This window comes from Thermoleophilum album, assembly GCF_900108055.1.
GTDB classification, from domain to species: Bacteria; Actinomycetota; Thermoleophilia; order Solirubrobacterales; family Thermoleophilaceae; genus Thermoleophilum; species Thermoleophilum album.
The window spans coordinates 220,661-247,089 of record NZ_FNWJ01000002.1; the positions used below are offsets into that span (position 1 = coordinate 220,661).

The 26,429-nt window shown below is 68.9% G+C and carries 21 protein-coding genes and 2 pseudogenes; 18 read left to right on the forward strand and 5 right to left on the reverse strand.

Annotation, left to right across the window (positions count from 1 at the left end):
* Positions 1-23: 23 nt before the first annotated feature.
* The 9 genes and pseudogenes from BLW41_RS07135 (at position 24) to BLW41_RS10945 (ending at position 7,468) form a co-directional block, all read left to right on the forward strand.
* Positions 24-614 (forward strand): anthranilate synthase component II, encoded by a 591-nt coding sequence (locus BLW41_RS07135; RefSeq protein WP_093117720.1) that lies wholly within the window; start codon positions 24-26, stop codon positions 612-614.
* 17 nt (positions 615-631) lie between these two features.
* Entirely contained in the window at positions 632-1,675 is a 1,044-nt protein-coding gene (gene trpD, locus BLW41_RS07140) for an anthranilate phosphoribosyltransferase (protein ID WP_093117722.1), read from the forward strand.
* A gap of 40 nt (positions 1,676-1,715) precedes the next feature.
* Positions 1,716-2,507, forward strand: coding sequence for an indole-3-glycerol phosphate synthase TrpC (gene trpC / locus BLW41_RS07145; RefSeq protein ID WP_218138320.1), 792 nt, complete (start codon positions 1,716-1,718; stop codon positions 2,505-2,507).
* Between the two features lie 81 nt (positions 2,508-2,588).
* Positions 2,589-3,794 carry a S1C family serine protease gene (locus tag BLW41_RS07150; RefSeq protein ID WP_093117726.1) on the forward strand — a complete coding sequence of 402 codons (1,206 nt, stop codon included), beginning with the start codon at positions 2,589-2,591 and terminating at the stop codon, positions 3,792-3,794.
* Between the two features lie 67 nt (positions 3,795-3,861).
* Positions 3,862-4,572, forward strand: a pseudogene (locus BLW41_RS07155) (phosphoribosylanthranilate isomerase); the annotation flags it as partial.
* Positions 4,573-4,706: 134 nt separating this feature from the next.
* Entirely contained in the window at positions 4,707-5,921 is a 1,215-nt protein-coding gene (gene trpB / locus BLW41_RS07160; RefSeq protein ID WP_093117730.1) for a tryptophan synthase subunit beta, read from the forward strand.
* Complete coding sequence (gene trpA / locus BLW41_RS07165) at positions 5,911-6,711, forward strand: tryptophan synthase subunit alpha (RefSeq protein ID WP_218138321.1); 801 nt, start codon at positions 5,911-5,913, stop codon at positions 6,709-6,711. The genes trpB and trpA overlap by 11 nt, the downstream gene beginning before the upstream one ends.
* Positions 6,712-6,726: 15 nt before the next feature.
* Positions 6,727-7,290 carry an ester cyclase gene (locus BLW41_RS07170; RefSeq protein WP_093117734.1) on the forward strand — a complete coding sequence of 188 codons (564 nt, stop codon included), beginning with the start codon at positions 6,727-6,729 and terminating at the stop codon, positions 7,288-7,290.
* Positions 7,291-7,294: 4 nt separating this feature from the next.
* Positions 7,295-7,468 (forward strand): hypothetical protein, encoded by a 174-nt coding sequence (locus BLW41_RS10945; protein WP_177169405.1) that lies wholly within the window; start codon positions 7,295-7,297, stop codon positions 7,466-7,468.
* Positions 7,469-7,496: 28 nt separating this feature from the next.
* On the opposite strand, the gene BLW41_RS07175 is transcribed toward BLW41_RS10945, so the two are convergent.
* On the reverse strand, positions 7,497-8,528 hold the full coding sequence (locus tag BLW41_RS07175; RefSeq protein WP_093117736.1) for a 6-phosphofructokinase: 1,032 nt from the start codon (positions 8,526-8,528) through the stop codon (positions 7,497-7,499).
* Positions 8,529-8,603: 75 nt separating this feature from the next.
* Between BLW41_RS07175 and BLW41_RS07180 the strand changes: the two genes are divergently transcribed.
* Entirely contained in the window at positions 8,604-9,689 is a 1,086-nt protein-coding gene (locus BLW41_RS07180) for a type 1 periplasmic-binding domain-containing protein (RefSeq protein ID WP_093117737.1), read from the forward strand.
* Positions 9,690-9,703: 14 nt separating this feature from the next.
* Positions 9,704-11,827, forward strand: coding sequence for an amylo-alpha-1,6-glucosidase (locus BLW41_RS07185; protein WP_093117739.1), 2,124 nt, complete (start codon positions 9,704-9,706; stop codon positions 11,825-11,827).
* A gap of 50 nt (positions 11,828-11,877) precedes the next feature.
* On the opposite strand, the pseudogene BLW41_RS11265 reads toward BLW41_RS07185, so the two are convergent.
* From BLW41_RS11265 to BLW41_RS07200, 3 genes and pseudogenes are all read right to left on the reverse strand, one after another.
* A pseudogene (locus tag BLW41_RS11265) lies at positions 11,878-12,825 on the reverse strand (glycosyltransferase family 4 protein); the annotation flags it as partial.
* Between the two features lie 369 nt (positions 12,826-13,194).
* On the reverse strand, positions 13,195-14,103 hold the full coding sequence (locus BLW41_RS07195; protein WP_093117743.1) for a TIGR01777 family oxidoreductase: 909 nt from the start codon (positions 14,101-14,103) through the stop codon (positions 13,195-13,197).
* Positions 14,104-14,160: 57 nt separating this feature from the next.
* The gene (locus BLW41_RS07200) at positions 14,161-15,609 is read right to left on the reverse strand and encodes an NAD-dependent malic enzyme (RefSeq protein WP_093117745.1); all 1,449 of its coding nucleotides are present in this window, start codon (positions 15,607-15,609) and stop codon (positions 14,161-14,163) included.
* Positions 15,610-15,664: 55 nt separating this feature from the next.
* On the opposite strand from BLW41_RS07200, the gene polA reads away from it, so the two are divergent.
* Both polA and BLW41_RS07210 read left to right on the forward strand, forming a co-directional pair.
* Positions 15,665-18,376, forward strand: a complete 2,712-nt coding sequence (gene polA, locus BLW41_RS07205; protein WP_218138322.1) for a DNA polymerase I — start codon at positions 15,665-15,667, stop codon at positions 18,374-18,376.
* Complete coding sequence (locus tag BLW41_RS07210) at positions 18,373-18,816, forward strand: DMT family transporter (RefSeq protein ID WP_093117747.1); 444 nt, start codon at positions 18,373-18,375, stop codon at positions 18,814-18,816. Before polA ends, BLW41_RS07210 begins: the two co-directional genes overlap by 4 nt.
* A gap of 22 nt (positions 18,817-18,838) precedes the next feature.
* Here BLW41_RS07210 and BLW41_RS07215 read toward each other — a convergent pair whose 3' ends face one another.
* A complete protein-coding gene (locus tag BLW41_RS07215; RefSeq protein ID WP_093117749.1) occupies positions 18,839-19,999 on the reverse strand; it encodes an NAD(P)/FAD-dependent oxidoreductase in 1,161 nt (386 codons plus the stop codon).
* 122 nt (positions 20,000-20,121) lie between these two features.
* Between BLW41_RS07215 and rpsA the strand changes: the two genes are divergently transcribed.
* The 5 genes from rpsA to BLW41_RS07240 are packed head-to-tail and all read left to right on the forward strand — an operon-like array spanning position 20,122 to position 26,390.
* Positions 20,122-21,420, forward strand: coding sequence for a 30S ribosomal protein S1 (gene rpsA, locus BLW41_RS07220; RefSeq protein WP_093118873.1), 1,299 nt, complete (start codon positions 20,122-20,124; stop codon positions 21,418-21,420).
* Positions 21,421-21,424: 4 nt separating this feature from the next.
* A complete protein-coding gene (gene coaE, locus BLW41_RS07225) occupies positions 21,425-22,069 on the forward strand; it encodes a dephospho-CoA kinase (RefSeq protein ID WP_093118875.1) in 645 nt (214 codons plus the stop codon).
* Positions 22,070-22,082: 13 nt separating this feature from the next.
* A complete protein-coding gene (locus BLW41_RS07230) occupies positions 22,083-22,697 on the forward strand; it encodes a lytic transglycosylase domain-containing protein (RefSeq protein ID WP_093117751.1) in 615 nt (204 codons plus the stop codon).
* A gap of 41 nt (positions 22,698-22,738) precedes the next feature.
* The gene (gene uvrB / locus BLW41_RS07235; protein WP_093117753.1) at positions 22,739-24,757 is read left to right on the forward strand and encodes an excinuclease ABC subunit UvrB; all 2,019 of its coding nucleotides are present in this window, start codon (positions 22,739-22,741) and stop codon (positions 24,755-24,757) included.
* 55 nt (positions 24,758-24,812) lie between these two features.
* Positions 24,813-26,390 carry a cupredoxin domain-containing protein gene (locus tag BLW41_RS07240; protein WP_093117755.1) on the forward strand — a complete coding sequence of 526 codons (1,578 nt, stop codon included), beginning with the start codon at positions 24,813-24,815 and terminating at the stop codon, positions 26,388-26,390.
* The last annotated feature ends 39 nt before the right edge of the window (positions 26,391-26,429 follow it).

A 26,429-nucleotide genomic window follows, 5' to 3' on the forward strand; every position in this document is an offset into this window, starting at 1 on the left:
GCAGAGACCAGCTTGGCGAGCGCGTGAAGGTCCTGCTGATCGACAACTACGACTCCTTCACCTACAACGTCGTGCAGCTGCTGGGCGCGATCGGCGCGGACGTCGCGGTGGTCCGCAACGATCGCGCCTCCGCCCAAGAACTGCTAGCGCGCGCGATCGACGAGGGCCGGCGGCTGGTGGTCTCCCCAGGTCCTTGCACGCCACGTGAAGCCGGCGTGTCGGTGGCGGCGATTCGCCTGTTCGCGGAAGTGCGCGTACCGGTGCTGGGAATCTGTCTCGGGCATCAGGCCCTGGCCGCGGCGTTCGGGGGTCGGGTAGTTCGCGGGCAGCCGGTGCACGGCAAGGAAGCGCTTGTCGAGCACGACGGCGAAGGCGTGTTTCGCGGGCTGCCCTCGCCGCTACGGGCGGGGCGCTACCACTCGCTGGTGGTCGCTCCCGACCTTCCGCCGGAGCTGGTTGCGAGCGCCTGGTCCAACGACGTGCTGATGGGGATCCGGCACCGCTCGTTGCCCGCCGAGGGGGTGCAGTTCCATCCCGAGTCGGTGCTGACCCCCGAGGGCCGTAGCATGCTTGCAAACTTCCTGACCCTCGCACCCGATCGGGCGAGCGCTTAGCCTTCTCGACGCTAGTCGTGCCCAACCAGCTGCTGACCGAAGTCATCGATCGCCTCGCAAGACGCGAAGACCTCGGACCCGACGAGGCGCGCGCCGCGCTCGGCGAGATCATGGCAGGGCGCGCCTCTGAGGCGCAAACAGCGGCGTTTTTGATCGCGCTCCGCACGAAGGGCGAGACTGCGCAGGAGATTGTCGGCCTGGCACGGGCGATGCGCGAGCTGGCAACGACGGTTGAGCTGCCGGAGCACCTGCGGGCGGTCGACACGGCCGGTACCGGCGGTGGCCGCCCGACCTTCAACGTCTCGACGACGGCCGCGCTGATCGCCGCCAGCGCCGGGGTGCCGGTCGCCAAGCACGGCAACCGTTCGGCGACCGGCCGCTCCGGGTCCGCCGACGTGTTAGAGGCGCTCGGTGCCCGCATCGATCTGCGGCCGGAGGTCGTCGCCCGTTCGATCACCGAGCTCGGCTTCGGGTTCATGTTCGCGCCCTTGCACCACGCGGCGATGCGCCACGTCGTACCGGTGCGCAAGGAGCTCGCGGTACGCACGATCTTCAACTTCCTCGGCCCACTCACCAACCCCGCGGGTGTACGCAGGCAGGTGATCGGGGTATCCGATCCGGCGTTCCTGGCGCCGCTCGCCGAGGCTTTGCTAGAGCTAGGAGCCGACCACTGCCTGGTCGTCTCCAGCGACGATGGTCTCGACGAGTTCAGCGCCGCCGCCGCCACGACCGTGCTCGAGGTGCGCGACGGGGCGGTCCGCCAGCTGCGGGTAGAGCCCAGCGACTTCGGAGTGGAGCCGATCGCTGGCGATCAGGTGCGGGCCGGCGACCCGCAGGAGAACGCAGCTATCGCGCGCGCCGTACTCGCCGGCGAGTCGTGCCCGGAGCGGACGGTCGCGCTCGTCAATGCCGCGGCGGCGCTCTACGTTGGGGGCCTGGTCGAGGATTGGCGAGAGGGAGTCGAGGTCGCGGCGCGAGCGATCGACGAGGGCGCAGCGGCCGAGCTGCTGCGCAACTGGGTCGCGTTGACGAAGGCCAACGAGCCGGCGGCTGCCCGGTGAGCTGCCGGGTGGCAAGCGGAGCGGACAGGGAGGGATCGTCGTGCGGCTCGAAGCTCTGATTGCAGCGACACGGGAGGCGGTTGCGCGCCGCCGCGCGGAACTGCCGCTGCGCGAGCTCGAACGCTTGGTCGAGCTGGACCGTGCCGGACGACCGTTCGCCGAGGCGCTAGCGCGGCCCGGTACCTCGGTGATCGCGGAGTACAAGCGCCGGTCGCCGTCGGCAGGCGCGATCCGTGAGGACCTCGAATGCGCCGACGTGGTGCGCGCTTACGAGCGCGGGGGCGCGGCGGCGGTTTCCGTGCTCACCGAGGAGCGCCACTTCGGCGGCTCGCTCGCCGACCTGCGGGCCGCCCGGTCGGCGACCAGCCTGCCGATCCTCCGCAAGGACTTCACGATCGATCCCTATCAGGTCTACGAGGCCAAGATCAGCGGGGCCGATGCGGTTCTGCTGGTGGTGGCGGCGCTCAAGCCGCAGCAGCTGCAAGAGCTTTATGCCCTCGCCGGCGAGCTGGATCTCGACGCGCTGGTGGAGGTCGCGAACGAGGAGGATCTCGAACGGGCGCTCGAGATCGACGCTGACGTGATCGGAATCAACAATCGTGACCTCAGTGACTTCACCGTCGATGTGCGCCGTACCTTTGATCTGCTACCGAGCATTCCGGCCGGCAAGACGGTCGTCTCCGAGTCGGGTATCTCCACTCGCAGCCAGATCGAGGAGCTCGAGCAGGTCGGCGTCGACGCGGTCTTGGTAGGGGAGGCGCTAATGCGGGCACTCGATCCCGAGCAGGCCGTTCGGGAGCTCGTTCGTAGCGGCGCTACGAGCGACGCTTGAGGGGATTCTTGGCGCCGCCACGGGCAACCCGCGTGCGCGCCTTTCGGAACCGTTTAGGCCGATCGGCTTAAATGGGCGGGGATGGAGGGTCGTTCCCGCACTTCACGGATCGCGCCGAGCCACCTGTTGGCAGGTGCGATCGGCGGTCTTTTATCCGCCGTGCTGGTGGTCGTGCTGGCGCTCGCGGGCGCCGTCGACCTCGGGGAGACCAAGGAAGTGGTGCGCGAACGCACGATCGTGCGCGACGGGGGCCACGGCCTGGACGTCACCGACATCTACAAAAAGGCGGGACCGGGGGTCGTTTACGTCGAGGCCCAAGGAGGGACCGATACCTCCCCCTTCGGCCTGCCGTCGCCCGGCGAGGAGGCGAGTGGCTCGGGGATCGTGATCGACCGCGACGGCAACGTCCTCACCAACTGGCACGTGGTCGAGGGAGCACGCTCGATCAACGTCAGGTTTAGCGAGGACGGGCCCCAGGTAGCAGCGCAGCTGAAAGGGCGCGATCCCTCCTCCGACCTCGCGGTGATCAAGGTCGATCCGGACAAGGCAGGGAGACTCGTGCCGCTGCCGCTCGGCTCGTCGGCGAAGGCGAAGGTCGGCGACCCGGTCGTGGCGATCGGCAACCCGTTCGGTCTTTCCCGAACCGTCACTACCGGCATCGTCTCGGCCGTCCAGCGGCAGATCCAGGCACCGAACGGTTTCACCATTCCCAACGCGATTCAGACCGACGCCGCCATCAACCCCGGCAACTCAGGCGGCCCTCTGCTCGATGCCGAGGGGCGAGTGATCGGCGTCAACTCGCAGATCGTGACGGGCGGCAGCCGTGGCTCGGTGGGAATCGGCTTCGCCGTTCCGATCGATCTCGCGAAGCGTCTGTTGCCACAGCTGAAGCGGGGCGGCGTGGTCAAGCGTGCCTACCTCGGGATCGAGATGACGACGCTGACGCCGCAGCTCGCTCAGGACCTCAACCTGCCGATCGAGAGCGGCGCCCTCATCACCAGCGTGGTGCCTCGCAGTCCGGCAGCGCAGGCGGGTCTGCGCGGTGGTCGCACGCGTCTCGACAATGGCCTGCGGGTGGGCGGCGACGTGATCGTCGAGATCGATGGCCGGAAGGTCCGTTCGGCCGAGGATGTCACCGCGATCATCGGGGCGCGCAACCCCGGGGACACCGTGCGGATCGTCTACTACCGAGGGCGCCAGCGGCGAAGCGCGAACGTCCGGCTCGGTACCCGTCCCGCGCGGGTAGCGACGCCGTCCGCTGAGGAGCTTCCCTCGCCGCTGCCGTGATCGGCCCCTTGCGGCGCCCCTTGCCCGCTCGATCGGGGTCGCTGCGCCGTGTGCGACGATTGGCGCCGTGACGCGCGTCAAGATCTGCGGCCTCACCGACCCCGCGCAGGCGCTCGCGTGTGCCGAGCTCGGGGTGTGGGCAGTCGGGCTGGTGTTATGGCCGGAAAGCCCGCGGTTCTGCCAGCCGGAGGCGGCGGAGGAGATCGGCCAGCGGCTCAAACGGCGCGTCGCGCTGGTTGGGGTATTCGTCGACCAGACGCTCGACGAGATCGCGTGGGCAGCGGATCGTTTCGGCCTCACGCACGTGCAGTTGCACGGCCACGAGGGGCCCGCTTTCTGTAGCGAGGTCGCCCGACGCACCGGATGCAAGGTGATCAAGGCGGTGCAAGTGCGGGATGCTGCGCAGGTGCGTAGCCTGCGCCCCTACCGCGTCGATTACCACCTGTTGGACGCCTACGTCCCGGGCGCTCCGGGGGGTAGTGGCCACACCTTCAACTGGGAGCTGGCTCGGCTGCACGACGGGGCGGTGCCAGTGATCCTTGCCGGTGGACTAACCCCAGACAATGTCGGCCAAGCGATCGCGACCGTGCGCCCGTTCGCAGTCGACGTCTCCTCAGGCGTCGAGCGCGCCCCGGGTGACAAGGATCTGGCGCGCGTGCGTGCCTTCGTGCGGGCGGTGGCGGCCGCCGATGCCCCTGCGCAGGCGGCCGATCGCGCGGGCGACACGCCCCGGAACACCGGTACGCCGACGCCGCGTTCGGCCGCCGGTGCGGTGAGAGCTACGACGCGCGGCGCTGCTCGCGCCCGCAGGTCGCGTGCGGCCGCTCGCGGCGACCGGCGTGGCGGCGACGGCGTGGCGCAAGCGGTCGGCCGCGCGCGCGGGCGCGCGGGTCGCCGCGCCCGGAGGGGCTCGTGAGCGCGGATTCGACAGGGGCGCTGGTCGAGCGGCGCTTCGGTCCCTACGGCGGGCGCTACGTGCCGGAGACGGTGGTGCCCGCGCTCCAGCAACTCGAGCGAGCCTGGCTCGAGGCACGCGAAGACCGCGAGTTCCGCAGCCAGCTAGCAGGGCTGCTACGCGACTACGCCGGGCGGCCAAGTCCGCTGTGGCATGCGCGGAGGTTGTCGGAGCGCCTCGGCGCCGACGTCTACCTCAAGCGCGAGGACCTGCTCCACACCGGCGCGCACAAGATCAACAACGCGCTCGGTCAGGCGCTGCTAGCGAAGCGCATGGGTAAGCGGCGGGTGATTGCCGAGACCGGTGCTGGGCAGCACGGCGTTGCCTGTGCCACGGCGTGCGCGCTACTCGGCCTCGAATGCGTGGTTTACATGGGGGCCGAGGACATCCGTCGGCAGCGTCCGAACGTCGAGCGGATGGAGTTGCTGGGCGCTCAAGTGCGGGCTGTGACCACGGGCGCCAAGACCCTCAAAGAGGCCGTAAGCGCTGCGATCCGCGATTGGGTTACCAACGTCGAAACCACCCACTACGTGATCGGCTCAGCGGTCGGTCCAGCGCCCTACCCGGCGCTCGTGCGCGACCTCCAGCGGGTGATCGGCGACGAAGCGCGTGCCCAGTTCCTCGAGCGCACGGGACGCCTCCCCGACCGCGTGGTCGCCTGTGTCGGCGGCGGCTCCAACGCGATCGGCACGTTCCACGCGTTTCTCGACGACGAGGTTGAGCTGGTCGGCGTCGAGGCGGCGGGCGAGGGCCTCGCCTCCGGCCGCCACTCTGCCCCCCTGACGGTCGGAGCGACCGGCATCCTCCACGGCTCGTACGCGGCGGTCCTGCACGATGAGTGGGGGCAGGTGCTGGAGGCCCACTCGATCTCCGCCGGCCTCGACTATCCCGGCTCGGGGCCGGAGCACGCTTGGCTGCGTGACTCGGGACGGGTGCGCTACGTGGCCGTGCCCGACGATGCCGCGTTGCGGGCGTTCCTCGAGCTCGCTCGGCTCGAAGGGATCCTGCCAGCGCTGGAGCCCGCTCATGCGCTGGCCTGGGTGATGTTCGAGGAGCCCGCCGCGGGCAAGACGACGCTGGTGACGCTTTCGGGCCGCGGCGACAAGGACCTCGAGACCGTGCTCGCGGCTGTGCGGGCGAATACTGTGCGGGCTGTGGGCGGTGTCGGCTAGCGGTATCGAACGCATCCAGGCGGCGTTCGCCAAAGGCGAACGCCGCGCCGCCTTGATGCCGTACCTGCTAGGCGGCTACCCGGACCCGGAGCGCTCCCGCGCGTGCGTGGTGGCGGCGATCGAGGCTGGCGCCGACCTGATCGAGCTCGGCGTGCCGTTCTCCGATCCGCTCGCCGACGGTCCGGTGATCCACGAGGCGGCGAGTCAGGCGCTGGCCCGTGGCGTCACGCCGGGCGACGTGCTGGCGATCGCCGAGGCAGTTGCCGACCGCTGTCCGGTAGTGCTGATGGCCTACGCCAACCTCGTCTTCACCGTCGGGGCGGCGCGCTTTTGCGAGCGCTTGCAGGCAGCCGGGGTCGCCGGGCTGATCGTGCCCGACTTGCCGTTCGACGAAGCGGACGAGCTGCGCGCTGAGACCGACCGCCGGGGACTCGCGTTGGTGCCGCTGTCGGCGCCGACCAGCACCGACGAGCGGCTCAAGTCGCTGGGAGCGGTCGCACGCGGCTTCGTGTACGCGGTTTCGCTTACCGGAACGACCGGTGAGCGAGCCGAACTACCGCCCGGTCTGCCCGAGTTCGTGGCACGAGTTCGGGCCAACACGAGCGTACCGGTGGCTGTCGGCTTCGGCATCTCGGGTCCGCGGCAAGCTGCCCGCGTGGCGGAGTTCGCCGACGGCGTGATCGTCGGCAGCCGGATCGTGCGCGCGGCAGGCGAGGAGGGTCCGCAAGGGGTGGAAGCAGTCGTTCGCGAGCTCGCCGGCGCGCTCACACAGGTTCGCCAGCCCGCTTGATAGGGTCACGGGCCGGTGGCTTCCGGGGATCAGGACCGTAAGACGCGGGGTGCGGCGCGGGAGTCCGCGGTCGAGGCTGCGCCGAGCACCGCGGAGGAGTGCGCGCGCGGTTACTTCGAGGCGCTAGCGCGACGCGATCCAGAGGCGATGGTCGCCTATTGGGCGCCCGACGGTGTCGACGACATCGTGCCGCTACGCGTCCTGCGCGGGCGCGACGAGATCCGCTCGTTCTTCGAGGGTCTCTTCGCTGCCTTCCCGGATCTCACGACGCAAGTCCGGCGCATCGTCAGCGACGAGCGCTGCGCCGCGGTGGAGTGGCGGATGCGGGGCACCTTCAGCGGACGGCCCTTCCAGGGAATCGCGCCGACCGGCCAGAAGCTCGAGCTTCGCGGTGTCGACCTAGTCGAGGTGAAGGCTGGCCTGATTGTGCGCAACGCTGCTTACTACGATGGCGCGGCGTTCGCGCGGCAGGTGGGCTTGTTGCCCCCCGCCGACTCGACCGCGGAACGGGCGCTGAAGTCGCTCTTCAACGCGTACGTGAAGGTTCGCAAGGACATCTTCGGCAGACTCGGAGGCTGAGCGGATGGGCGTACTGGTTGCGATCGCGGTGGGTCTCGTCTTTTGGGTCACGGCCTGGGCGTTCGGCGCCAAGGCGTTCGACGCCTTCCTAGTGACGGTCTTCTTGACGCTCGCTGCGGCGGCCGCGCACATCGCACGCCCGGGCTTGCGGCGCGCGTTGCGCTGGGAGCGCGACTGACGCAGCGCCAGCCGGCGCGCGTCGTCGCTCAACCGAAGAAAGTGGCGGCTAGCTCGTAGAGCTCGTCAGGGACGAGTTTCGGCTCACGCACCGCTTCGGCGAGCGGAACGAGCACGATGTCTGTTCCGCGCAGCGCAACCATCTCGCCCCAGCGGCGCTGGCTGGCGGCGTCAGCTGCGGCGATACCGAAGCGCGTCGCGAGCACACGGTCGAAGGCCGTGGGCGTGCCTCCGCGCTGGGTATGACCGAGTACTACGGCCCGCGTCTCGAACCCCGTGCGAGCCTCGATCTCGCGCTCCAACACGTGACCGATGCCCCCCAGGCGCACATGCCCGAACTCGTCGGTCTTGCCCTCCTGGACGACCAGTGTCCCTTCGCGTGGCACGGCACCCTCGGCAACCACCACGATCGAGAAGTAGCGACCACGCGCATGGCGGCGCCGCACGAGCTCGCAGACCTCTTCGATGTCGAACGGGCGCTCCGGAATCAGGATCACGTCGGCACCGCCCGCCAGGCCCGAGTAGAGGGCGATCCACCCGGCGTGGCGGCCCATCACCTCGACGACGATCACTCGATTGTGCGATTCGGCGGTCGTGTGGAGCCGGTCGATCGCCTCGGTCGCGACCGACACGGCAGTGTCAAACCCGAACGTCAGGTCGGTCGCGCCCAGGTCGTTGTCGATCGTCTTGGGTACTCCCACCACTGGCACGCCGTGCTCGCGGTGGAGTCGCTCGGCCGCTCCGAGCGTGTCCTCGCCGCCGATCGCGATCAAGCCGTCGAGTTCGAGCTCCGCTAGCGTGGAGCGCACCCGTGCCGGCCCGTCTTCGCGCTTAAAGGGGTTGGTGCGCGAGGTGCCGAGGATGGTGCCGCCGCGTGGCAGGATGCCCCGCGTCGACTCGATCGTGAGCTCCTCGTGAACGTTCTCGAGCACCCCGCGCCAGCCATCTCGAAAGCCGACGAAGCTCTGCCCATGGTGCTCGACGCCCCGCCGCACGATCGCCCGAATCACGGCATTCAGTCCCGGGCAGTCGCCACCACCGGTCAACACACCGATACGCACGGCAACAGAAGATATTCACGGCGCGCAGGCGCGACATCCCCGCCGGTGTTGGTCGTTCTGTTGGCCTTATTGACCATGAGCCTCCTCGGATGCGGGGGCGACGAGGTCGGGGTTGGCGCTGGGCGTCCCCTGTTGGTCGTCGTAAGTGCGCCGAGCAACGGTCCGCAGGCGAACCTCGGAGAGGCGTTCGCGGAAGGTTTCCTCGCCGGCTTCGACGGTCGCGTCCGGCGTTTCGGGAAGCTCACCGTGCGGGTGGTGCGGACCGACCCGGCGGCCCTCGACGGTGCCGGTAGCGATCCGAGTCGCATTGCCACGGCCGCCGACGCCTACGCGCGCGACCCGCGGCTGCTGGCCTACGTCGGGGAGCTCGATGCGCAGGCGACCGCGGTTTCGCTGCCACGTCTGGCAGCTCGGGGGATCCCCGTTGTGGTAGGGGCGCCCGGGGCTGTCGGGCTGTCCGGTCGCGGTCCGGGTCAACTGATCGGCGAACCCGCGCGCTACTACCCGACGGGTATCCGCACGTTGGTCCGGCTGGTAAGTGACGACCGTGCACGGGTGCGCTTAGTGGCGGCGGCCTTCCGCCGCCGCGGCTGCAAGACGCCGACGGTGGTTTCCGACGGCACCCTCGATGGCGATGCCGCGCTACGCGCGTTTCGCTTCGAAGCTCGCCGCGCGGGTCTCGCGGCACCCTACGAGTGGCGCTACATCGGCGGTCGAGCGGACCTCGGAGTTGCCGACGCGCTGGCTGCCGCGCCGCGCCCCCTCTGTGTGCTCCTGGCGACGGCGGGCGGCGCTCGCGGCCTCACGCTGATGTTCGCGACGCTTGCCGCGGCACGGCAAGCCGTCGTCGCCACGTTCGACCGTTTCGACGGCCGTGCGGTCGCTGCGGCGGCGCGCGCCAGCTCGCGGCTCTTGATCGTGACCTGGGCACGGCGGCCCGCCGAGACCGCCTATCGCGAGCTGGGTCGGCGCGCGGGCCGCTTGCTCGCCGGCGCGCTGTCGACGCTCGGCGCTCGCGCCCAGCGATCCGGTCGCCTGTTGCGCGTTTTGCGCGCGCGGGCGACCGGCGAGCTGCTCACGCCGCGTCTCGTCCCGGCCGAGGCGCTCGGCATTCGCGTCGATCCGCGCCCTGACGCGAAACAACCGGGCAGGCGCGGATAGCCTTTGGCGCCCCGGTGTCGGACACGACCGTCACTGTCCTCGATGGAGCGACGTTCGTCGTCGCCGACCGCACAGGCGACCTCGATGCGGGTCGCGACCCCACGCACGGCTTCTATGTCGACGACACGCGCGTCCTCTCGCTCTTTCGACTGCGGGTCGACGGCAACGACCTAACCGAGCTCTCCTGCTCGCAGGAGCATCACTACCTCGCTCGTTTCTTCCTTGTTCCCGCGGCGCGCCGCCGCTTCGACGACCCGCGCCTGTCGGTGATCCGCGAGCGGGTGGTGCGTTCGGAGTGGGTCGACCGCATCACGGTGTTCAACCACACGCCGCAGCGCACGCGCATCGAGCTGGAAGTGGAGCTCGACGCCGACTTCGCCGACCTGTTCGAGGTCAAGGAGGGTGCTGTGAGGCCGCGCGTGGCCGAGCGGCGCCTGGACGGAGACGCGATGCTCGTGCGCTACCGCCGTGAGCAGTTCACGCGTGGTGCGCGCGTGGCAGTGGCGGTGCCGCCGGCGGCCGGAACGTCGAACACCTCCGCGGTCACCGTGCAACCGCGCTTCGATGGTCGCGGTTTGCGGATACCCGTTGAGCTCGAGGGACGGGGGAGCGCGCGCCTCGAGATCCGTGTCAGTCCCCTGACCGAGGGACCCCTGCCGGTTGGAGTGGCCGGCAAGGGCGGTGCCCAGAGAGCCCCACGCGGACCCTTTGAGAGCTTCGAAGAGGTGGTAGCGGACGTGCGCCAACGGCTCGAAGCGTGGCGCGCCTCGGCACCGCTCTTGGAAACCGATTGGGAGCAGCTCCGGGATCTATGGGAGCAGAGCCTCGCCGACCTCGCCGCGCTGCGCTTCGATCCCCGTGTGCTGCCCGGAGCCGAGCTACCGGCCGCCGGTCTGCCGTGGTTCATGGCGCTGTTCGGACGCGACACGCTGATCACCAGCTACCAGGTCGTGCCGTTCATTCCGGAACTGGCGGCCACCGCGCTGCGCGTGCTCGCCGCTTTGCAGGCCACCACAGACGATCCGCTACGCGACGCCGAGCCCGGCAAGATCATCCACGAGCTGCGGTTCGGCGAGCTCGCGGCCTTCGGTGAGACACCCCACTCGCCGTACTACGGATCGGCTGACGCAACACCGCTGTTTTTGATCGTCCTCGACGAGTACCACCGCTGGACCGGCGACGATGCTTTGGTGCGCGAGCTCGAGGGCAACGCCCGCGCGGCCCTCGCCTGGATCGACGAGTACGGCGACCGCGACGGCGACGGCTTCATCGAGTACGCGACACGCAACGCGATGCGCGGCTTGCGCAACCAGTGCTGGAAGGATTCCTGGAACTCGATCGTCTTCGGCGATGGCAGCCTCGCGGAGCCACCGATCGCGAGCTGTGAGATCCAGGGTTACGCCTACGACGCGAAGCGCCGCTGTGCGCGGCTGGCGCGGGAGGTTTGGGGCGACGAGCAGCTGGCGTCGCGACTCGCGCGCGAGGCGGAGGCCCTAGCGCGGGCCTTCGACGACGCCTTCTGGATCGAGCACAAGGGCTTTTATGCACTGGCGCTCGATCGCGACAAGCGTCGTGTGGATGTTCTCGCGTCGAACGTCGGGCACCTGCTGTGGAGCGGCATCGTGCCGCCCGAGCGGGCACAGCGCCTAGCGGCTCTGATCATGTCCGATCGCCTCGCCAGTGGCTGGGGAGTACGCACCTTGGCGGCCGACGAGCTCGCCTACAACCCCGTCGGCTACCACAACGGCAGCGTCTGGCCGCACGACACGGCGCTGGTCGCCTGCGGGCTCGCACGCTTCGGTTTCCGGCGCGAAGCCGGCCAGCTGGCGTGTGCGGTCGCGGATGCGGCGGAGGCCTTCCGCTTCACTCTCCCCGAGGTTTTCGCCGGCTACCCGCGCTCGCTGACGGACGTGCCGGTCGAGTACCCGACCTCGTCGCGCCCTCAGGCCTGGGCGGCGGGTGCCGCGCTGCTCCTCGTTCGCGTGCTGATGGGTCTGGACGTAACGGAAGCGGGGGCGGCGACGCTGCCGCTCGAATGCGAGCGGGCGACGCGCATCGCGCTCCGCGGCGTGCGCGTGCGCGGGACGGTCTGCGACCTGGCGAGCGAACGGGTCGTCGCGCCGACGACCAGCCTGTAGGCCGACTCGTAGGCGCGTGCCACCCGCTCCACGTCGAAGCGTTCGCGCGCGACCGACCGGCAACGCTCGGGGTCGATCTCGCTGAGGCGACCGACGGCCCGCGCCATCTCCCGCTCGTCGGCAACCAGGAAGCCGGTTAGCCCGTCGTCGACGATCTCCTCGGCCGAACCTTCGCGGAAGGCGATCACCGGCGTGCCGCAGGCAAGCGCCTCGATCATCACCATGCCGAACGGCTCGGGCCAACGGATCGGCATCAGGAGCGCCGCCGCGCGCGCGAATAACTGCTGTTTAAGCTCGCCGCCGACCTCGCCGACGTAGCGGACGTTTTGGCCGTCGATGTGTGGTTCGACATGCTCGCTGAAGAACCGCTCCTGACCGGGCTGAACCGGTCCGGCGAGCACCAGCGGGCGCTCGGCAAGGCGCGCCACCTCGATCGCGCGGTGCGGTCCCTTGACCGGCGACATGCGACCGATCCAGAGCAGAAAGTCTTCTTTCTCCCGCCTGAACGGCCAGTCGTCGACCCGCAGCGGATTGGGAATTACCCCCACTACGTTGAGTCCCGGCGGCGCGGCCCGCAGCTGGGCCGCGCTGATCGCCACCATCGCCGCCTTGTGGCCGTGCCGCGCGTAGAAGCCGTAGGTGCGCTCGTCGAACGGGCCGTGCAGTGTGTGGAGCATCGGCGTCGCCAAGCGATCGGCGAAGGCAAGCGCCACGAAACCGCTGTGATCGTGCACCAGGTCGAAGCGCCCGTTGGCAGGGTTTTCGACGTACGCCAGCGCCTGGGCGACATGGTCGGCCTCTTCGAGGGCCTGCCCGATCACCTGCGGATGGGGTCGCTCGAGCGGCGTCAGGAGCTGCGCTCGCGAGCGCGAGCCGGGTGGCGCAAACAAGACGACGTCGTGCCCGAGGTCGACCAAGGCGTCCGTTAGGTGCGCGACCACTAACTCGATCCCTCCGTAACCGCGCGGTGGCACCTCGATCCAGGGGGGAGCGAGCATCGCGATACGCAGGCGACCGCGCCGCACCACGGCTGGGCGGCCGAGCGCGGACGCCGAATAAAGCCGCGAGCGAATTGCCGCTTCGCCGGCGAGCGGCGCGAGTTCAGTCGGACGCGCGGCGGCCTCCTTCGCCTCGCCGCGCGATCGCAGGCCGGCGATGGCACTCGCGAGCAGCGGCGCGAGCCACGGCGCGAACACGAGCACGGCGCAGGTCGCCGTGAGCAGCGCCGTGAGCGTCAAATCGCCGACCGCTGCAAGCCACGCGCCACCCACGTAAAAAGTGAATAGAGAAAAAGCCGCCAAGCGCCAACTCTCCGGCGCAGGCGGGAGCGCCGCGACGGCGCTTGTCAATCGCGCGGCGGTGGTCAGCTAGCGAAGCAGGTCGCTCAGGGCAGCGTCGAGCCGCTCGAAGCGGAAGCGGTAGCCCCCTTCGAGAGCGCGTTTGGGAAGCGCTCGTTGGCTCGAGACGAGGGCTGCCGCGAGCTCCCGACCGAAGGCCAGGTCGAGAGCGAAGCGCGGGACCGGCAGGAGTGCCGGACGACGCAGGACGCGAGCCAGCGTCCGGGTGAACTCGGCGTTGCGGACGGGGTTCGGCGCGGTCGCATTGAAAGTTCCCTCACCCGCGCCTTCAACCAGCCAGCGCAACAGCCCGAGCTCGTCGGCAAGGTGGATCCACGGCATCCACTGGCGGCCAGAGCCGATCTTGCCGCCAAGTCCGAGCTTGAAGATCGGCACGAGGCGCGCCAGCAGACCGCTGTTCTTGCTCAGCACGAGGCCCGTGCGCAGCACCGCGACGCGCAAGCCGTGCGCCGAGGCCTGCCTCGCCGCCGCCTCCCACTCAACACACACCTGTGCGAGAAAGTCACTACCCGGCGTCGATTGTTCGTCCAGTTCCTCGTCACCGCGATCGCCGTAATAGCCGACCGCCGACTGGCTGATCAAGGCGCGCGGACGATCGTTCTCCGGTAGCGCGGCGATCGCATCGACGAGCGCCCGCGTCGCGTCGACGCGGCTGCGCCGGATGCGCTCCTTGGCGGCTCCCGTGAGGCGCTGGTCGATCCGCTCGCCGATGAGGTTCACCACGGCGTCGCAGCCGGCGAGGGCGCGCTCGGGCGGCGGCTGCGGTGGCTGCCAAGCGTGCCAGTCAACTGCCGGCAGTTTGCGTGCCGCTTGCGCCGGGTTGCGGCTGAGGCCAAGCACCGTATGGCCTCCCGCGATTAGTTCATTCGCCAGGGCACTGCCGATCGTGCCGCTCGCACCGGTGATCAGAACGCGCATACGTTGCAGGGTACGGGCGCTGCCGCGCAGCGGCTCACGGTGCTGCCGTCGCGCCAGCTAGACGACCGCGGGGCGCCGCGCCTCCGGCGGCGTGGTGGCGCGAGCGGTGCCGCTGCGGCGAGCCTCGCGGGCGACCGCCTCGGCGACCGCGTGCACGACATCACGGTTAAAGACGCTCGGGACGATGTAGTCCTCGTCGAGCTCCTCGTCGCCGACGACCTGCGCGATTCCGTGCGCCGCCGCCAGCTTCATCTCGTCGGTGATTCGCTCGGCGCGGACGTCGAGTGCGCCACGGAAGACACCCGGGAAGGCGAGCACGTTGTTGATCTGGTTCGGGTAGTCGGACCTACCGGTGGCCATCACGCGCACGTAGGGGGCTGCCTCCTCCGGTCGCACCTCCGGCTCGGGGTTGGCCATCGCGAACACGAACGGTTCGGGGTTCATCTTTTGGAGGTCGCGAGCGCTGATGATCCCGGGTCCCGAAAGACCGATGAAGAGGTCGGTCCCCTCGATCACGTCACTCGGTGCTCCCGAGCGGCAGGCGTGGTTGGTGTTCTCGGCCAGCCAGCGTTTCGGTGCGTTCATCTCGCCTGCCAGGTAGTCCTCTCGCTCGCGGTGGATCGCGCCGAACCGGTCGCAGGCCACGATCTCGGTGATGCCCGCTTGCATCAGGATCTTCGCGACCGCGACACCGGCTGCCCCGGCGCCCACCATGCACACCGAGAGGTCCTGGAGTTTGCGACCGGTGAGCCGGCAGGCGTTGATCAAAGCCGCCAACGTGACGATCGCGGTGCCGTGCTGGTCGTCGTGGAAGACGGGGATGTCGAGCTCCTCGACCAGACGCTGCTCGATCTCGAAGCAGCGCGGCGACGAGATGTCCTCGAGATTGATGCCGCCAAAGGTGGGGGAGATGCGCTTGACCGTCTCGACGATCTCGTCGACGTCCTTCGTTGCTAGGCAGATGGGGAAGGCGTCGACGTCGGCGAACTCCTTGAAGAGCATCGCCTTGCCTTCCATCACCGGCATCGCCGCCTCGGGGCCGATATCGCCGAGGCCAAGCACCGCCGTGCCATCGGAGACGACCGCCACGGTGTTGCCCTTGATCGTGTACTTGAAAGCCTTCTGACGGTTCTCGGCGATCGCCATGCAGACCCGTGCGACGCCGGGCGTGTAGGCCATGGAGAGGTCGTCGCGCGTTTTGATCGGATGGTTGAGCCCGGTGTGCAGCTTGCCTCCGCGGTGGATCTCGAAGGTGCGATCGGTGATCTCGAGCACCCGGGCTTGGCGGACCGCCTGAACGGCGCTGATCACTTCGCCGCGGTGGTAGGCGCTTGTGCACTCGATGGTGATCTCGCGAACCGTCGAATCGCCGCTCGCCTCGACGGTGTCCACCGCCACGATCGCGCCGCCGGCGCGCGCGATTGCCGCGGTCACCTTGCTCAGCACGCCGCCGTGCGGTAGCTCGACGCGCAAGGTGACGGAGTATTGGGCAGACGGCGTGGCCATCGGCGGCAGGATATTGCGCCGATGCGCCGCTTCCGCCGCCGGTACGGTTCGGGCCGTGCCCGCGCAGCGGCCGCGTGAACTGCTACTGATCGACGGCAACAGCCTCGCCTATCGCGCCTACTTCGCCCTGCCGGAAGAGCTCGCGACCTCCAAGGGCGAGCCGACGAACGCGATCTTCGGCTTCGCTTCGATGCTCGTGAAGCTAGTGGGGGAGTTCGGCTTGAAGCCGACGCTGGTCGTCTGGGACGCCGGCATGTCCGGTCGCGAGGAGGCGTACGAGCCGTACAAGGCGCAGCGCGAGGAGACGCCCGACCTCTTGCAGGAACAGCTCGCCAAGCTGCCCGAGCTGGTCGAGGCGCTGGGCTTCCGCAACCTGCGCGTCGAGGGCTACGAGGCCGACGACGTGATCGCGACTTTGGCGCGCCGTGCTGCCCGCGAGGGGATCGACGTGATCGTCGTCACCGGCGACCGCGACATGTTCCAAATCGTCGACGACCACATCAAGGTTTTGGCGACCGCCCGTGGCATCACCGACACCAAGCTCTACGACCGCGAGGCGGTGCTCGCGCGGTACGGCATCCCTCCCGAACTGATCCCCGACTTCGTGGGGCTGAAAGGGGATACGTCGGACAACATCCCCGGTGTGCCTGGGATCGGCGAAAAGACCGCTGCCGAACTACTGCAACGCTTCGGGAGCCTCGAGGCTGTGCTCGAGCACGTCGACGAGGTGCCGGGGCCCAAGCGCCGCGAGAACCTTCGCGCGCACGCCCACGAGGCGCGCGTCTCGAAGCAGCTTGCGACCGTTATCGACGAGGTCCCGATCGCTCTCGATCTCGACGAGCTACAGGTCGAGCCGCCGGATCCCCAGCGCGTACGCGAGGTGTTCATGCGCTTCGAGTTGCGGGAACCGCTGCGGCGCCTCGAGGAGGCGCTGGCAGCGGCCGGCGTGGCGGTCGACGGGGCCTCGCCGACGGCCAGTGGTGACGGGGGAGACCGGGCACGGGAGGCAATTGAGTTCGAGGTCAAGCGGGTCCCCTTGCCGGAGCTCGTCCCGGCGACCGCGGCCGAGGGGCCGGTGGCGCTCGCCCTCGCCGGCTTGGCCGACGAAGCCGACGAGGAGTCGTCGCTCGCCGCGCAAGCGTCGCCCTCTGGCGAGACCTTGACGGTCGCTGCTTGTCGGGCGCGCGAGGAGGTGCGGGTTGCGGAGGCCGAGAGCGTCGACGCTGTGCTGCTCACCCTCGATCGAGCGCGGATCACGGTCCACGACTGGAAGCCGGCGCTGCGCAAGGCGAGTGGAGAATCGCCGCTGCCGACCCTCGCGCACGACACAAGGATCGCCGCCTGGCTGCTGGACGCCCTGCGCCGCCGCTACCCGCTTGACGAGCTCGCCGAAGAGCGTCAGCTGGTCGCGCGGCCCCGCGCGGACAGTGTTCAGTCGGGTAGCACGGCGGAGTGGGACGGAGCGCCGCAGTTGCGTGCCGTCGCGACGGCCGCTGTGCTCACCCACGAGCTGGCACGGTTGCAGCGCCGAGAGCTCGAACGTGAGGGGCTTACGCGACTGTTCGAGGACGTCGAGCTGCCGCTGGTGCCGATCCTGGCGGCGATGGAGCGGGTCGGCATCCGCCTCGACGTCGAGCGCTTACGGGCGGTTTCGTCCGGCCTCGCGGAACAAATCGCTGACCTCGAACGTCGCATCTGGGAACTTGCAGGCGAGCGCTTCACGATCGGCTCGCCCCAGCAGCTCGGACGGATCCTCTTCGACAAGCTCGGGCTTAGTCGCAAGCGCCGTGGCAAGACCGGGTTCTCGACCGACGCTCGGGTGCTGCAACAGATTCGCCACGAGCATCCAATCGTCCCGCTGATCGAGCAGTGGCGCGAGTTGACCAAGCTGAAGTCGACGTACATCGATTCGCTGCCGCAATACGTCGCCGCCGACGGGCGGCTGCACACCACCTTCAACCAGACTGGTACGGCCACCGGTCGTCTTTCGAGCACCAACCCGAACCTCCAGAACATTCCCATCAAGACCGAGCTCGGTCGAGGTGTGCGTAGCGCCTTCGTCGCCGACCCCGGCTGGCTTTTCGTGTCGGCCGACTACTCGCAGGTCGAGCTGCGGCTGCTCGCCCATATCGCCGGCGAGGAGCGGCTCAAGCGGTTCTTCCGCGAGGGCGTCGACGTGCACGCCGCGACGGCCGCGGAGATCCTCGGCGTTCGACCCGAGGAAGCCGATCCGGCGACGCGGTCGAAAGCGAAGATGGTCAACTACGGGATCGTTTACGGACTGTCCGCTTTCGGGCTTGCCGATCGGCTGGCGATCCCGCGCGAGGAGGCGCAAGAATTCATCGAGCGCTACTTCGAACGCTTTCCAGCGGTGCGGCGGTTCATCGACGAAACGATCGAGCGCGCCCGCCGCGAGGGCAAAGTGCGGACCTTGTTCGGCCGCCTGCGCCGCGTTCCGGAGCTGCGCTCGCGGCAGCGGCAGACACAGATGTTGGGTGAGCGTCTTGCCGTCAACATGGTGATCCAGGGAACTGCAGCTGACGTCATCAAGATCGCCATGGTCCGCTGCGACCGTGAGCTCGCCGCACGCGGCCTGCGCGCGCGACTGGTCCTCCAGATCCACGACGAGCTGTTGTTCGAGGCGCCCGAGGAGGAGGCGCAGGAGGTCGCCGACCTGGTGCGGCGAGAGATGGTCGCGGCGCTCGAGATGGATCCGCCGCTCGCCGTCGACGTGGGCATCGGACGCAACTGGCTGGAGGCCAAGTGAGTCGTCTGCTGGCGGTGCTGGCGACGGTCCTCGCCGGGGGGTTGGTCGGCATGCAGGCGCCGATCAACTCGGTGCTCGGGAAACGCATCGGGACGCTGGCGGCGGCGTCGGTCTCGTTTGCCGTCGGGCTTGCTGCCTTAGCTGCGCTTACCGTCCTGATCGGTGGCGGCTTCGGTCGTCTCGGCGAGATCAGGGGCCTGCCCTGGTATTACCTGATCGGAGGGTTGCTCGGCGCCGTCTACGTGACTTGCGTACTCCTCAGCGTTCGCACGATCGGTGCCGGCGGGGTCGCCGCGGCGACGATCGTCGGCCAGCTAACGATGTCGGTGCTGCTCGACCGGTTCGGCCTGCTCGGGCTCCCGCAGCGCCCGCTGGATATCACCCGTCTGGCAGGGGTAGCCCTGTTGGTCGCCGGGACGGCGCTGGTCGTTCGCGGCTGACTGCGCTTTAGGCGTCAAGCCGCTAGGCCGCTCGCGCTGCGACACCGCCGGCCTGTGCCCTGTCGGCGACGCGACCGCGGCCAGCGCCACCGCCCATTGCGAACTCGGGCGGAGCGATGCGCAGGTAGTGGCCGAACGCCCAGGCGGTGAAACGGGGGCTGCGCTCCATCGCCCGCAGGAAGCGCCAGAGGAGCCTCGGCGGTACCCGCGGTACGAGCCTTTGGGTGCGCAACATCCAGCGGAACTTCCAGGCGTGGGCCGCCGAAAACGCGTGGTATCTGGCCAGTGCCTCCTGGCGGCTGCGTTCGCCGCTCAGCACCGCGCGAAGCTCGCGACCGCAGGCGATGCCGAAGTACAAGGCGGTGCGAATACCCTCGGCCGTGAGCGGCAAGCAGTGGCCTGCCGAATCGCCGACGAAGAAGACACCGTCTTCGGTCGCCTCGCGTAGACGGTGGGGTATCCAGTTGCCTTGGAAGCGGATCGGCGGCTGGCCCAGCTGGGTGGCCAAGCGCACGGTCGGCTCGCGCACGTGGTAGCGAGGGTCGAACGACCCCACTCCGATGCGGAGCTCGTCGCCCGCCGGGAAGCTCCAGCCGTAGCCCGCCGGCACGTAGGAGCGGTCGATCCACACCTCCATGTCTTTGCCGCTTCCGTGCGGGTGCACCTCGAGTCCCCGCGACAGCGGCGCGTCGGGTGGCTGGTAACCCCGGCGACCGAGGACGCGGCGCCAACCGAGCGCGTCGACGATCAGCGGCGCCTCGAGGTCGCCGCGGTCGGTGTGCACGACGTTGCCGCTGCGGCCCGTAACGGTCGCTGTTTCGAAGATGGCGTTGCCGCAGTCTCGCCAGAGCACTTTGCAGAGCGTCTCGTAGTCGAAGGTCGAGAAGGTCCAGGGCAGCTCCAGCCGGACGCTGCCCAGCGGCGTGTGGATCACGAGCGAGCGGAACGTCTGCCGGTGAGCCTCCATCAGGCCGCAGGCCTCGAGCCAGCAGGTCGGGATGCCGCAAGCGCTCGTCGGGCGCTCGCCGATCTCGTAGCGGTCGAGCACCAGCACTCGGGCGCCACTGCCCGCGAGTTCACGCGCGACAGCGAGACCGGCGAAGCTCGCTCCGCAGACCAATACGTCGCAAACCCCGCCCAGCGGTGTCCGCTCCGCGCCCCTCTTGGTTCTGCGCGTCGGCACGACCGCAGCGTAACGCTGTTGGCGCTCGGCGCGCGCCCCAGGGTCTCCGCTACCCTAGGCGCCCAGTGCCAGCAACGGAAACCGAACCAGCGCCGCGAGCCGTCGAGGGATCGGGCGGTTTACTGCTCGAGATCGACGGCCGAATCATCCCTAACTACGACGCGACGATCATCCCCTTCGACGAGGGTGATGTAGTCACTGGACGCGTCGTCCGGATCGACCAAGACGAGGTCTGGGTCGACATCGGCTACAAGTCCGAGGGCGTAATACCGCTCAACGAGCTCTCGATCCGCAAGAACGTCGATCCCCACGAAGAAGTCGAGCTCGGCGAGGAGATCGAGGCGCTCGTCCTGACCAAGGAAGATCAGGAGGGACGACTCGTACTCTCCAAGAAGCGCGCCCGCTTCGAAAAGGCTTGGCGCCGCATCGAGCAGGCGGCGGAATCCGGCGAGCCGGTCGAGGGCGCCGTGATCGAGGTCGTCAAGGGCGGCTTGATCGTCGACCTTGGGGTGCGCGGCTTCCTACCCGCCTCGCTGGTCGATATCCGGCGCGTTTCCGACCTCGACAGCTTCCTCGGTCAGACGATCCGCTGCAAGGTCATCGAGCTGAACCGCGCCCGCAACAACGTCGTGTTGTCGCGACGCGCGGTGCTCGAGGAGGAGCGGCGCGAACAGCGTCAGCAGGTCATCGATCGCTTGCAGCCGGGGATGATCGTCGAGGGCACGATCTCCAACATCGTCGACTTTGGCGCCTTCGTGGACCTCGACGGGATCGACGGTCTGATCCACATCTCCGAACTGTCGTGGAGCCACGTCAACCACCCGTCGGAAGTACTCAAGGTCGGTGAGCGGGTGCCGGTGAAGGTGCTCGACATCGACCGCGAGCGCCAGCGCATCTCGCTCGGCCTCAAGCAGACGCAGGAGGACCCGTGGCAGCGGGTCGTGCGGACCTACAACGTCGGCGACGTGCTCGAGGGCAAGGTGACGAAGGTCGTCAACTTCGGCGCCTTCGTCGAGATCCTCGACGGTGTCGAGGGGCTCGTACACATCTCGGAGCTCTCGCAAGAGCACGTCGAGAACCCGCGCGAGGTCGTCGAGCCGGGGCAGGAAGTGCGGGTCAAGATCCTCGAGATCGACTCCGACCGGCGGCGCCTGTCGCTGTCCATCAAGCGGGTCGAAGAGGAACTCCGCGGTGGTGGCAGCGGCGGTGGCGAGTCGCGCGAGCGTCCGCAGCGAGAGCGCAAGGGCGGCGGCCGTCAACGCAGTGGCGTGTTCGCGGGCGCCGACATCACCGTGGAGGGCGGTGACCTGCGGGCGGCCGTGGCGCGGGCTCAAGCAGCCGACGCGGGCGAAAGCGCGGAGCCAGCTGCCGCGCCCGGCGACCAAGAGCCCACCGACGCTGAGGGCGAGTCGGGCGGCTGAACCGGTGGCGCGCGCCGACGGGCAGCGCGCCGATCGCGGCGAGCAGGCGCCGCCGTTCGTCGGGCTGACCGGCGGTCTCGGCGCCGGCAAGACGACGGCGCTCGCGCTCTTGCGTGAGCTGGGGGCGGCGACGCTCTCGAGCGACGAGGTCGTCCACGAGCTACTGGAACAGCCAGAGGTCGTAGCCGAGATCGCGGAGCGCTTCGGCGAGCGGGTGCTAGCGGACGGCCGGGTAGATCGGGGCCGGTTGGCGGAGACGGTCTTCGCCGATCCCGAGGCGCGCCGCGCGCTCGAGCAAATACTGTGGCCGCGGGTGGGCGCAGAGGTGGCGGCCTGGCGCGCCCGTGCCGCCGCGCAACAGCCGCCGCCGCGGGCGCTGGTGGTAGAGGTGCCCTTGCTCTTCGAGGCTGGTATGGAAGGCGCCTTCGACGCGACGATCGCGGTCGTAGCGGACGATTCGGTGCGCTCCGAGCGGCTCGTAGGCCGCGACCAACGGGCGCTCGCCGAGCGCGACCGTCGTCAGCTTCCCCAACACGAGAAGGCGGCGCGAGCGACCTTCACCGTTCGCAACGACGGGACCATCGAGCAGCTCCGCGCGCAATTGTCCGCCGTGCTCGCGACCATTGCACCGTGCAAGGCGCGGCGCTAGCAGGAAGGTGCCGATGACGACGCGTGCGCGGCGCCGTTCGCGCAGCGCCGTGGCCCGCCGGCGGCTGTTCGCCGCGGTGCTTGCGTTGCTGCTCGCGGTGGGCGCCGTGGTGACCGCCTTCGGCCCCTTGCGGCGTCAGTTCGAGCGCGCGCTATTGCCGCTCGAATATGCCGCAATCATCCGCGAGCAAGCGCGGGCCAAGGGGCTCGATCCGGCACTGGTGGCTGCCGTGATCTACGAGGAGTCGAAGTTCCAAGACCGCACCTCGCACGCCGGTGCGCGCGGGCTGATGCAGATCACGCCCGCCACGGCCCGCTTCATCGCCGCGCGCTCCGGGGGTTCGAGGTTTGTGCTCAGCGATCTCTCTTCGCCGCCCGTCAACATCGCCTACGGCTGCTGGTACCTGCGCTACCTGATCCGGCGCTACGGCGGCAACGAGACGCTGGCGATCGCCGCCTACAACGCGGGACACACGAACGTCGACCGTTGGCTTAGGCGCGCTGGGGGGCCGCAGCAGTTTGACCCGAACGTCGACATCCCGTTCCCCGAGACCCGCGACTACGTGCGCGACGTAGCTCGTCGGCGCCAGCAGTACCGGCGACTCTACGCCGCAGAGCTCGGGCTCTGAGGGTCGCTGGAAGCGGCAGTAAGCCGGCTACCGTTGCTCGGGTGCCCGCGTTCCGCGTCAATCCCGCATACCAACCGGTTGCCGACCAGGCGCGCGCACGTGACCAGCTGGCGGAGGGGATCGAGGCCGGCGAGCGTTTCCAAACGCTGCTCGGCGTTACGGGCTCGGGGAAGACCGCCACGATGGCCTTCACGATCGAGCGGGTGCAGCGACCGACGCTCGTGATCGCGCACAACAAGACCCTCGCGGCCCAGCTTTGCAACGAGTTCCGCGAGTTCTTCCCGGACAACGCGGTCGAGTACTTCGTCTCCTACTACGACTACTACCAGCCGGAGGCGTACGTCCCGCACCAGGACCTCTACATCGAGAAGGACGCGTCGATCAACGAGGAGATCGACCGCCTTCGGCACTCGGCGACCGCGGCATTGTTGGCTCGACGCGACGTGATCATCGTCGCCTCGGTTTCTTGCATCTACGGCCTCGGCTCACCCGATCGCTACCGGGAGCAGAACCTGGTGCTGGCGCGCGGACAGTTCGTCGATCGCGACGAGGTTCTACGACAGCTGGTTGCGATGCAGTACTCACGCAACGACCAAGCGCTCGCGCGCGGACGGTTCCGGGTCCGTGGCGACACGCTCGAGATCTTCCCGGCGTACGCCGAACGCAGCGCCTACCGGATCCTGTTCTTTGGAGACGAGATCGAGCAGATCCTGCAGGTCGATCCGCTGACCGGGGAGGTGCTGGGTGAGCCGGAGCATGTGGGGATCTGGCCGGCCACGCACTACGTAACCGACCCGCCGACGATCGAGCGCGCGATCGAGGAGATCCGCGCGGAACTCGAGCAGCGTTGCCGCGAGCTAGAGGAGCAGGGGAAGCTGCTCGAAGCCCACCGCCTGCGCCAGCGCACCGAGTTCGATATCGAGATGCTCCGCGAGGTTGGCTACTGCAACGGGATCGAGAACTACTCGCGGATCCTCGACGGGCGGCCGCCGGGTGCGCGCCCGTACTGCCTGATCGACTACTTCCCCGACGACTTCATCTGCTTCATCGACGAGTCGCACCAGACCGTGCCGCAGATCGGCGGCATGTACGAGGGCGACCGCTCGCGCAAGCAGACGCTCGTCGACTACGGCTTCCGCCTGCCGTCGGCTCTCGACAACCGCCCGCAAACGTTTGAAGAGTTCCTGGCGATCGTGCCACAGATCGTCTTCGTCTCGGCCACCCCTGGGGAGTTCGAGCGGCGGGTGTCGACGCGCATCGTCGAGCAGATCGTTCGGCCCACCGGCATCGTCGACCCGGAGGTCGAGGTGCGCCCGACGGAGAACCAGATCGACGACCTGATGAACGAGATCCGCCGGCGCGTCGACGCTGGCGAGCGCACGCTCGTCACGACCTTGACCAAGCGGATGGCCGAGGACCTCACCGAGTACCTGCTGGACCACGGCTTGCGCGTGCGCTACCTGCATTCGGAGATCGACACGCTCGAGCGCATCCAGATCATCCGCGAGCTGCGGCTTGGCGAGTTCGACGTGCTGGTCGGAGTGAACCTGCTGCGGGAGGGTCTCGACCTGCCGGAGGTCTCGCTCGTCGCGATCCTCGACGCCGACAAGGAGGGCTTCCTGCGCGGCGAGACGGCGCTGATCCAGACGATCGGTCGGGCTGCGCGCAACGTCCATGGCAAGGTGATCATGTACGCCGATCGCGAGACCGAAGCGATGCGGCGGGCGATCGCCGAGACCAACCGCCGCCGGCGGATCCAGATCGCCTACAACGAGCGTCACGGCATAACGCCCGAAACGATCCGCAAGGGCATCTCCGACATCACCGACTTCTTGGCGCTCGAGCAGACCCCGCGCAGTCGGGGACGGCGCGGGCACGGGGAGCGCATGCGTGCCACCAGAAAGCGCTCGCCCGAGGAGCTCCGGCGCCTAATCGTTGAGCTTGAGGAAGAGATGTTCGCGGCCGCCGAAGACCTCCGCTTTGAGCAGGCGGCACGGCTGCGCGACGAGATCAAGGAGCTGCGGCGCGAGCTTGACGCACTCGAGCACGCTCCCACCTAGCGCGCCAGACAGCTACGGGGTAGCCAATAACTGACCAATCGGTCATGATTGACCCATGCTCTGCGAGTCCCCCACGAACCCCACGCTGCCTGCACGTCTTCGGGATCGACTGCGAGTCGCCGGTGCGCTAGCGGTCTCGACGCTCGCGCTGGCCCTTGCGCCGGCGACGGCCGCGGCCGCCGGTGACGTTCAGCACCTGAGCTACCGGATCGGCCCGTTTCACATCACACCAGGCCAGAACCGCATTGCCTTTGCCCCGATCGCACCCTCGCAGCGCCCCGCGGTTCCGGGGTACATCACGCGCATCAAGCCGAACCTGACGTACCTGAACGGAAAGATTCCTCGCGTCGACATCGTCCATCTGCACCACGCGGTCTGGCTCAACCTTTCGCGTAAGGACGCCACGATGGGGGGCCCGGAGCGGTTCTTCGCGGCCGGTGAGGAGAAAACGATCTTCCGAGTGCCGCCGGGATACGGCTACTACTACGACCCCAAAGACCGGTGGGTTCTCAACCACATGCTCCACGACCTGGTCGGTAAGCCGGCCGAGGTCTACGTCACCTACGACATCGACTTCGTTCCCGCCGACTCGCCCACCGGCCGCCGCATGAAAGCGGTGCGCCCGATCTGGATGGATGTTCAGAACGGCAGCCTCTACCCGGTGTTCGACGTGCTCAAGGGCTCCGGCGAGGGCGGTCGCTTTACCTTCCCCGATCAGGCTCGCAACCCCTACCGCGGGGGGCCGCGCAACGTGTGGCGAGTGGATCGCGACGGAGTGCTCGTGGCCGGCGCGGGGCACGTGCACCCCGGTGGTCTCTACACGGATCTCTGGCTCAATCGTCCCGGCGCGACGCCGGCGCGTGCCCGCTGCGCGGCGACTGCGGGCGCCGCCCGCCGCCGTTGTCTCGCGAAGGCGCCAACGGTGCGCGGGCAGTGGGTGCACCTGCTGCGTTCGAAGGCCAAGTACTTCGGCAAGAAGGGGCCGATCGACTGGGACCTGGCGATGACCGGCAGCCGCCCGGACTGGCAGGTGCAGGTCCGCAAGGGCGACCTGCTGCGCATCACCGCTACCTACGACTCGAGCCGGGCCGCTTGGTACGAGTCGATGGGGATCATGGTCCTGTACATGGCCGATGGGTCGGGCGGGAAGGACCCGCTACGCACCAAGGTCGACTACATCGGCACGACCACCCACGGCCGCCTGCCGGAGAACATCGATCGCGGCGGTCGCCCGACGAACCTGCCCAACCCGCTGGCGCTGCCAGCGGGGGGACCGGCGCCGAGCGTGATCGGCATCTCCGACTTCCGCTACCAGGTCGGTGACTTCCTGTTGCCTGGCGCCGGCAAGCGACCGCCGGTCGTGCGTCGTGGGCAGCAGGTCCTGTTCGTAAATGGCGACGACGGCCGCGAGATCTACCACTCGGTGACATCCTGCCGCGAGCCCTGCAACCGCTCCTCGGGGATCGGCTACCCGCTGGCCGACGGCCGTTTCGACTCCGGCCAGCTTGGCAGTCGCCTGCCGGGGGTCGGAAGGGTCGAATGGCAGCTCCCGACTTCCCGCCTCAAACCGGGGACGTACACCTACTTCTGTCGCATCCATCCCTTCATGCGCGGGTCGTTCAGGGTCCAGTAGAGCGGACGCTGAACGGGTGAGACGGCCGGGCGCGCGGCG

Bases quoted from the DNA above. Each gene is read 5' to 3' on its own strand.
- BLW41_RS07180 (WP_093117737.1), top strand. From the start codon at position 8,604: ATGAGCCTCCTCGGATGCGGGGGCGACGAGGTCGGGGTTGGCGCTGGG.
- BLW41_RS07150 (WP_093117726.1), top strand. From the start codon at position 2,589: ATGGAGGGTCGTTCCCGCACTTCACGGATCGCGCCGAGCCACCTGTTG.
- BLW41_RS07240 (WP_093117755.1), top strand. From the start codon at position 24,813: ATGCTCTGCGAGTCCCCCACGAACCCCACGCTGCCTGCACGTCTTCGG.
- BLW41_RS07195 (WP_093117743.1), bottom strand. From the start codon at position 14,103: ATGCGCGTTCTGATCACCGGTGCGAGCGGCACGATCGGCAGTGCCCTG.
- BLW41_RS07200 (WP_093117745.1), bottom strand. From the start codon at position 15,609: ATGGCCACGCCGTCTGCCCAATACTCCGTCACCTTGCGCGTCGAGCTA.
- BLW41_RS07230 (WP_093117751.1), top strand. From the start codon at position 22,083: ATGACGACGCGTGCGCGGCGCCGTTCGCGCAGCGCCGTGGCCCGCCGG.
- BLW41_RS10945 (WP_177169405.1), top strand. From the start codon at position 7,295: ATGGGCGTACTGGTTGCGATCGCGGTGGGTCTCGTCTTTTGGGTCACG.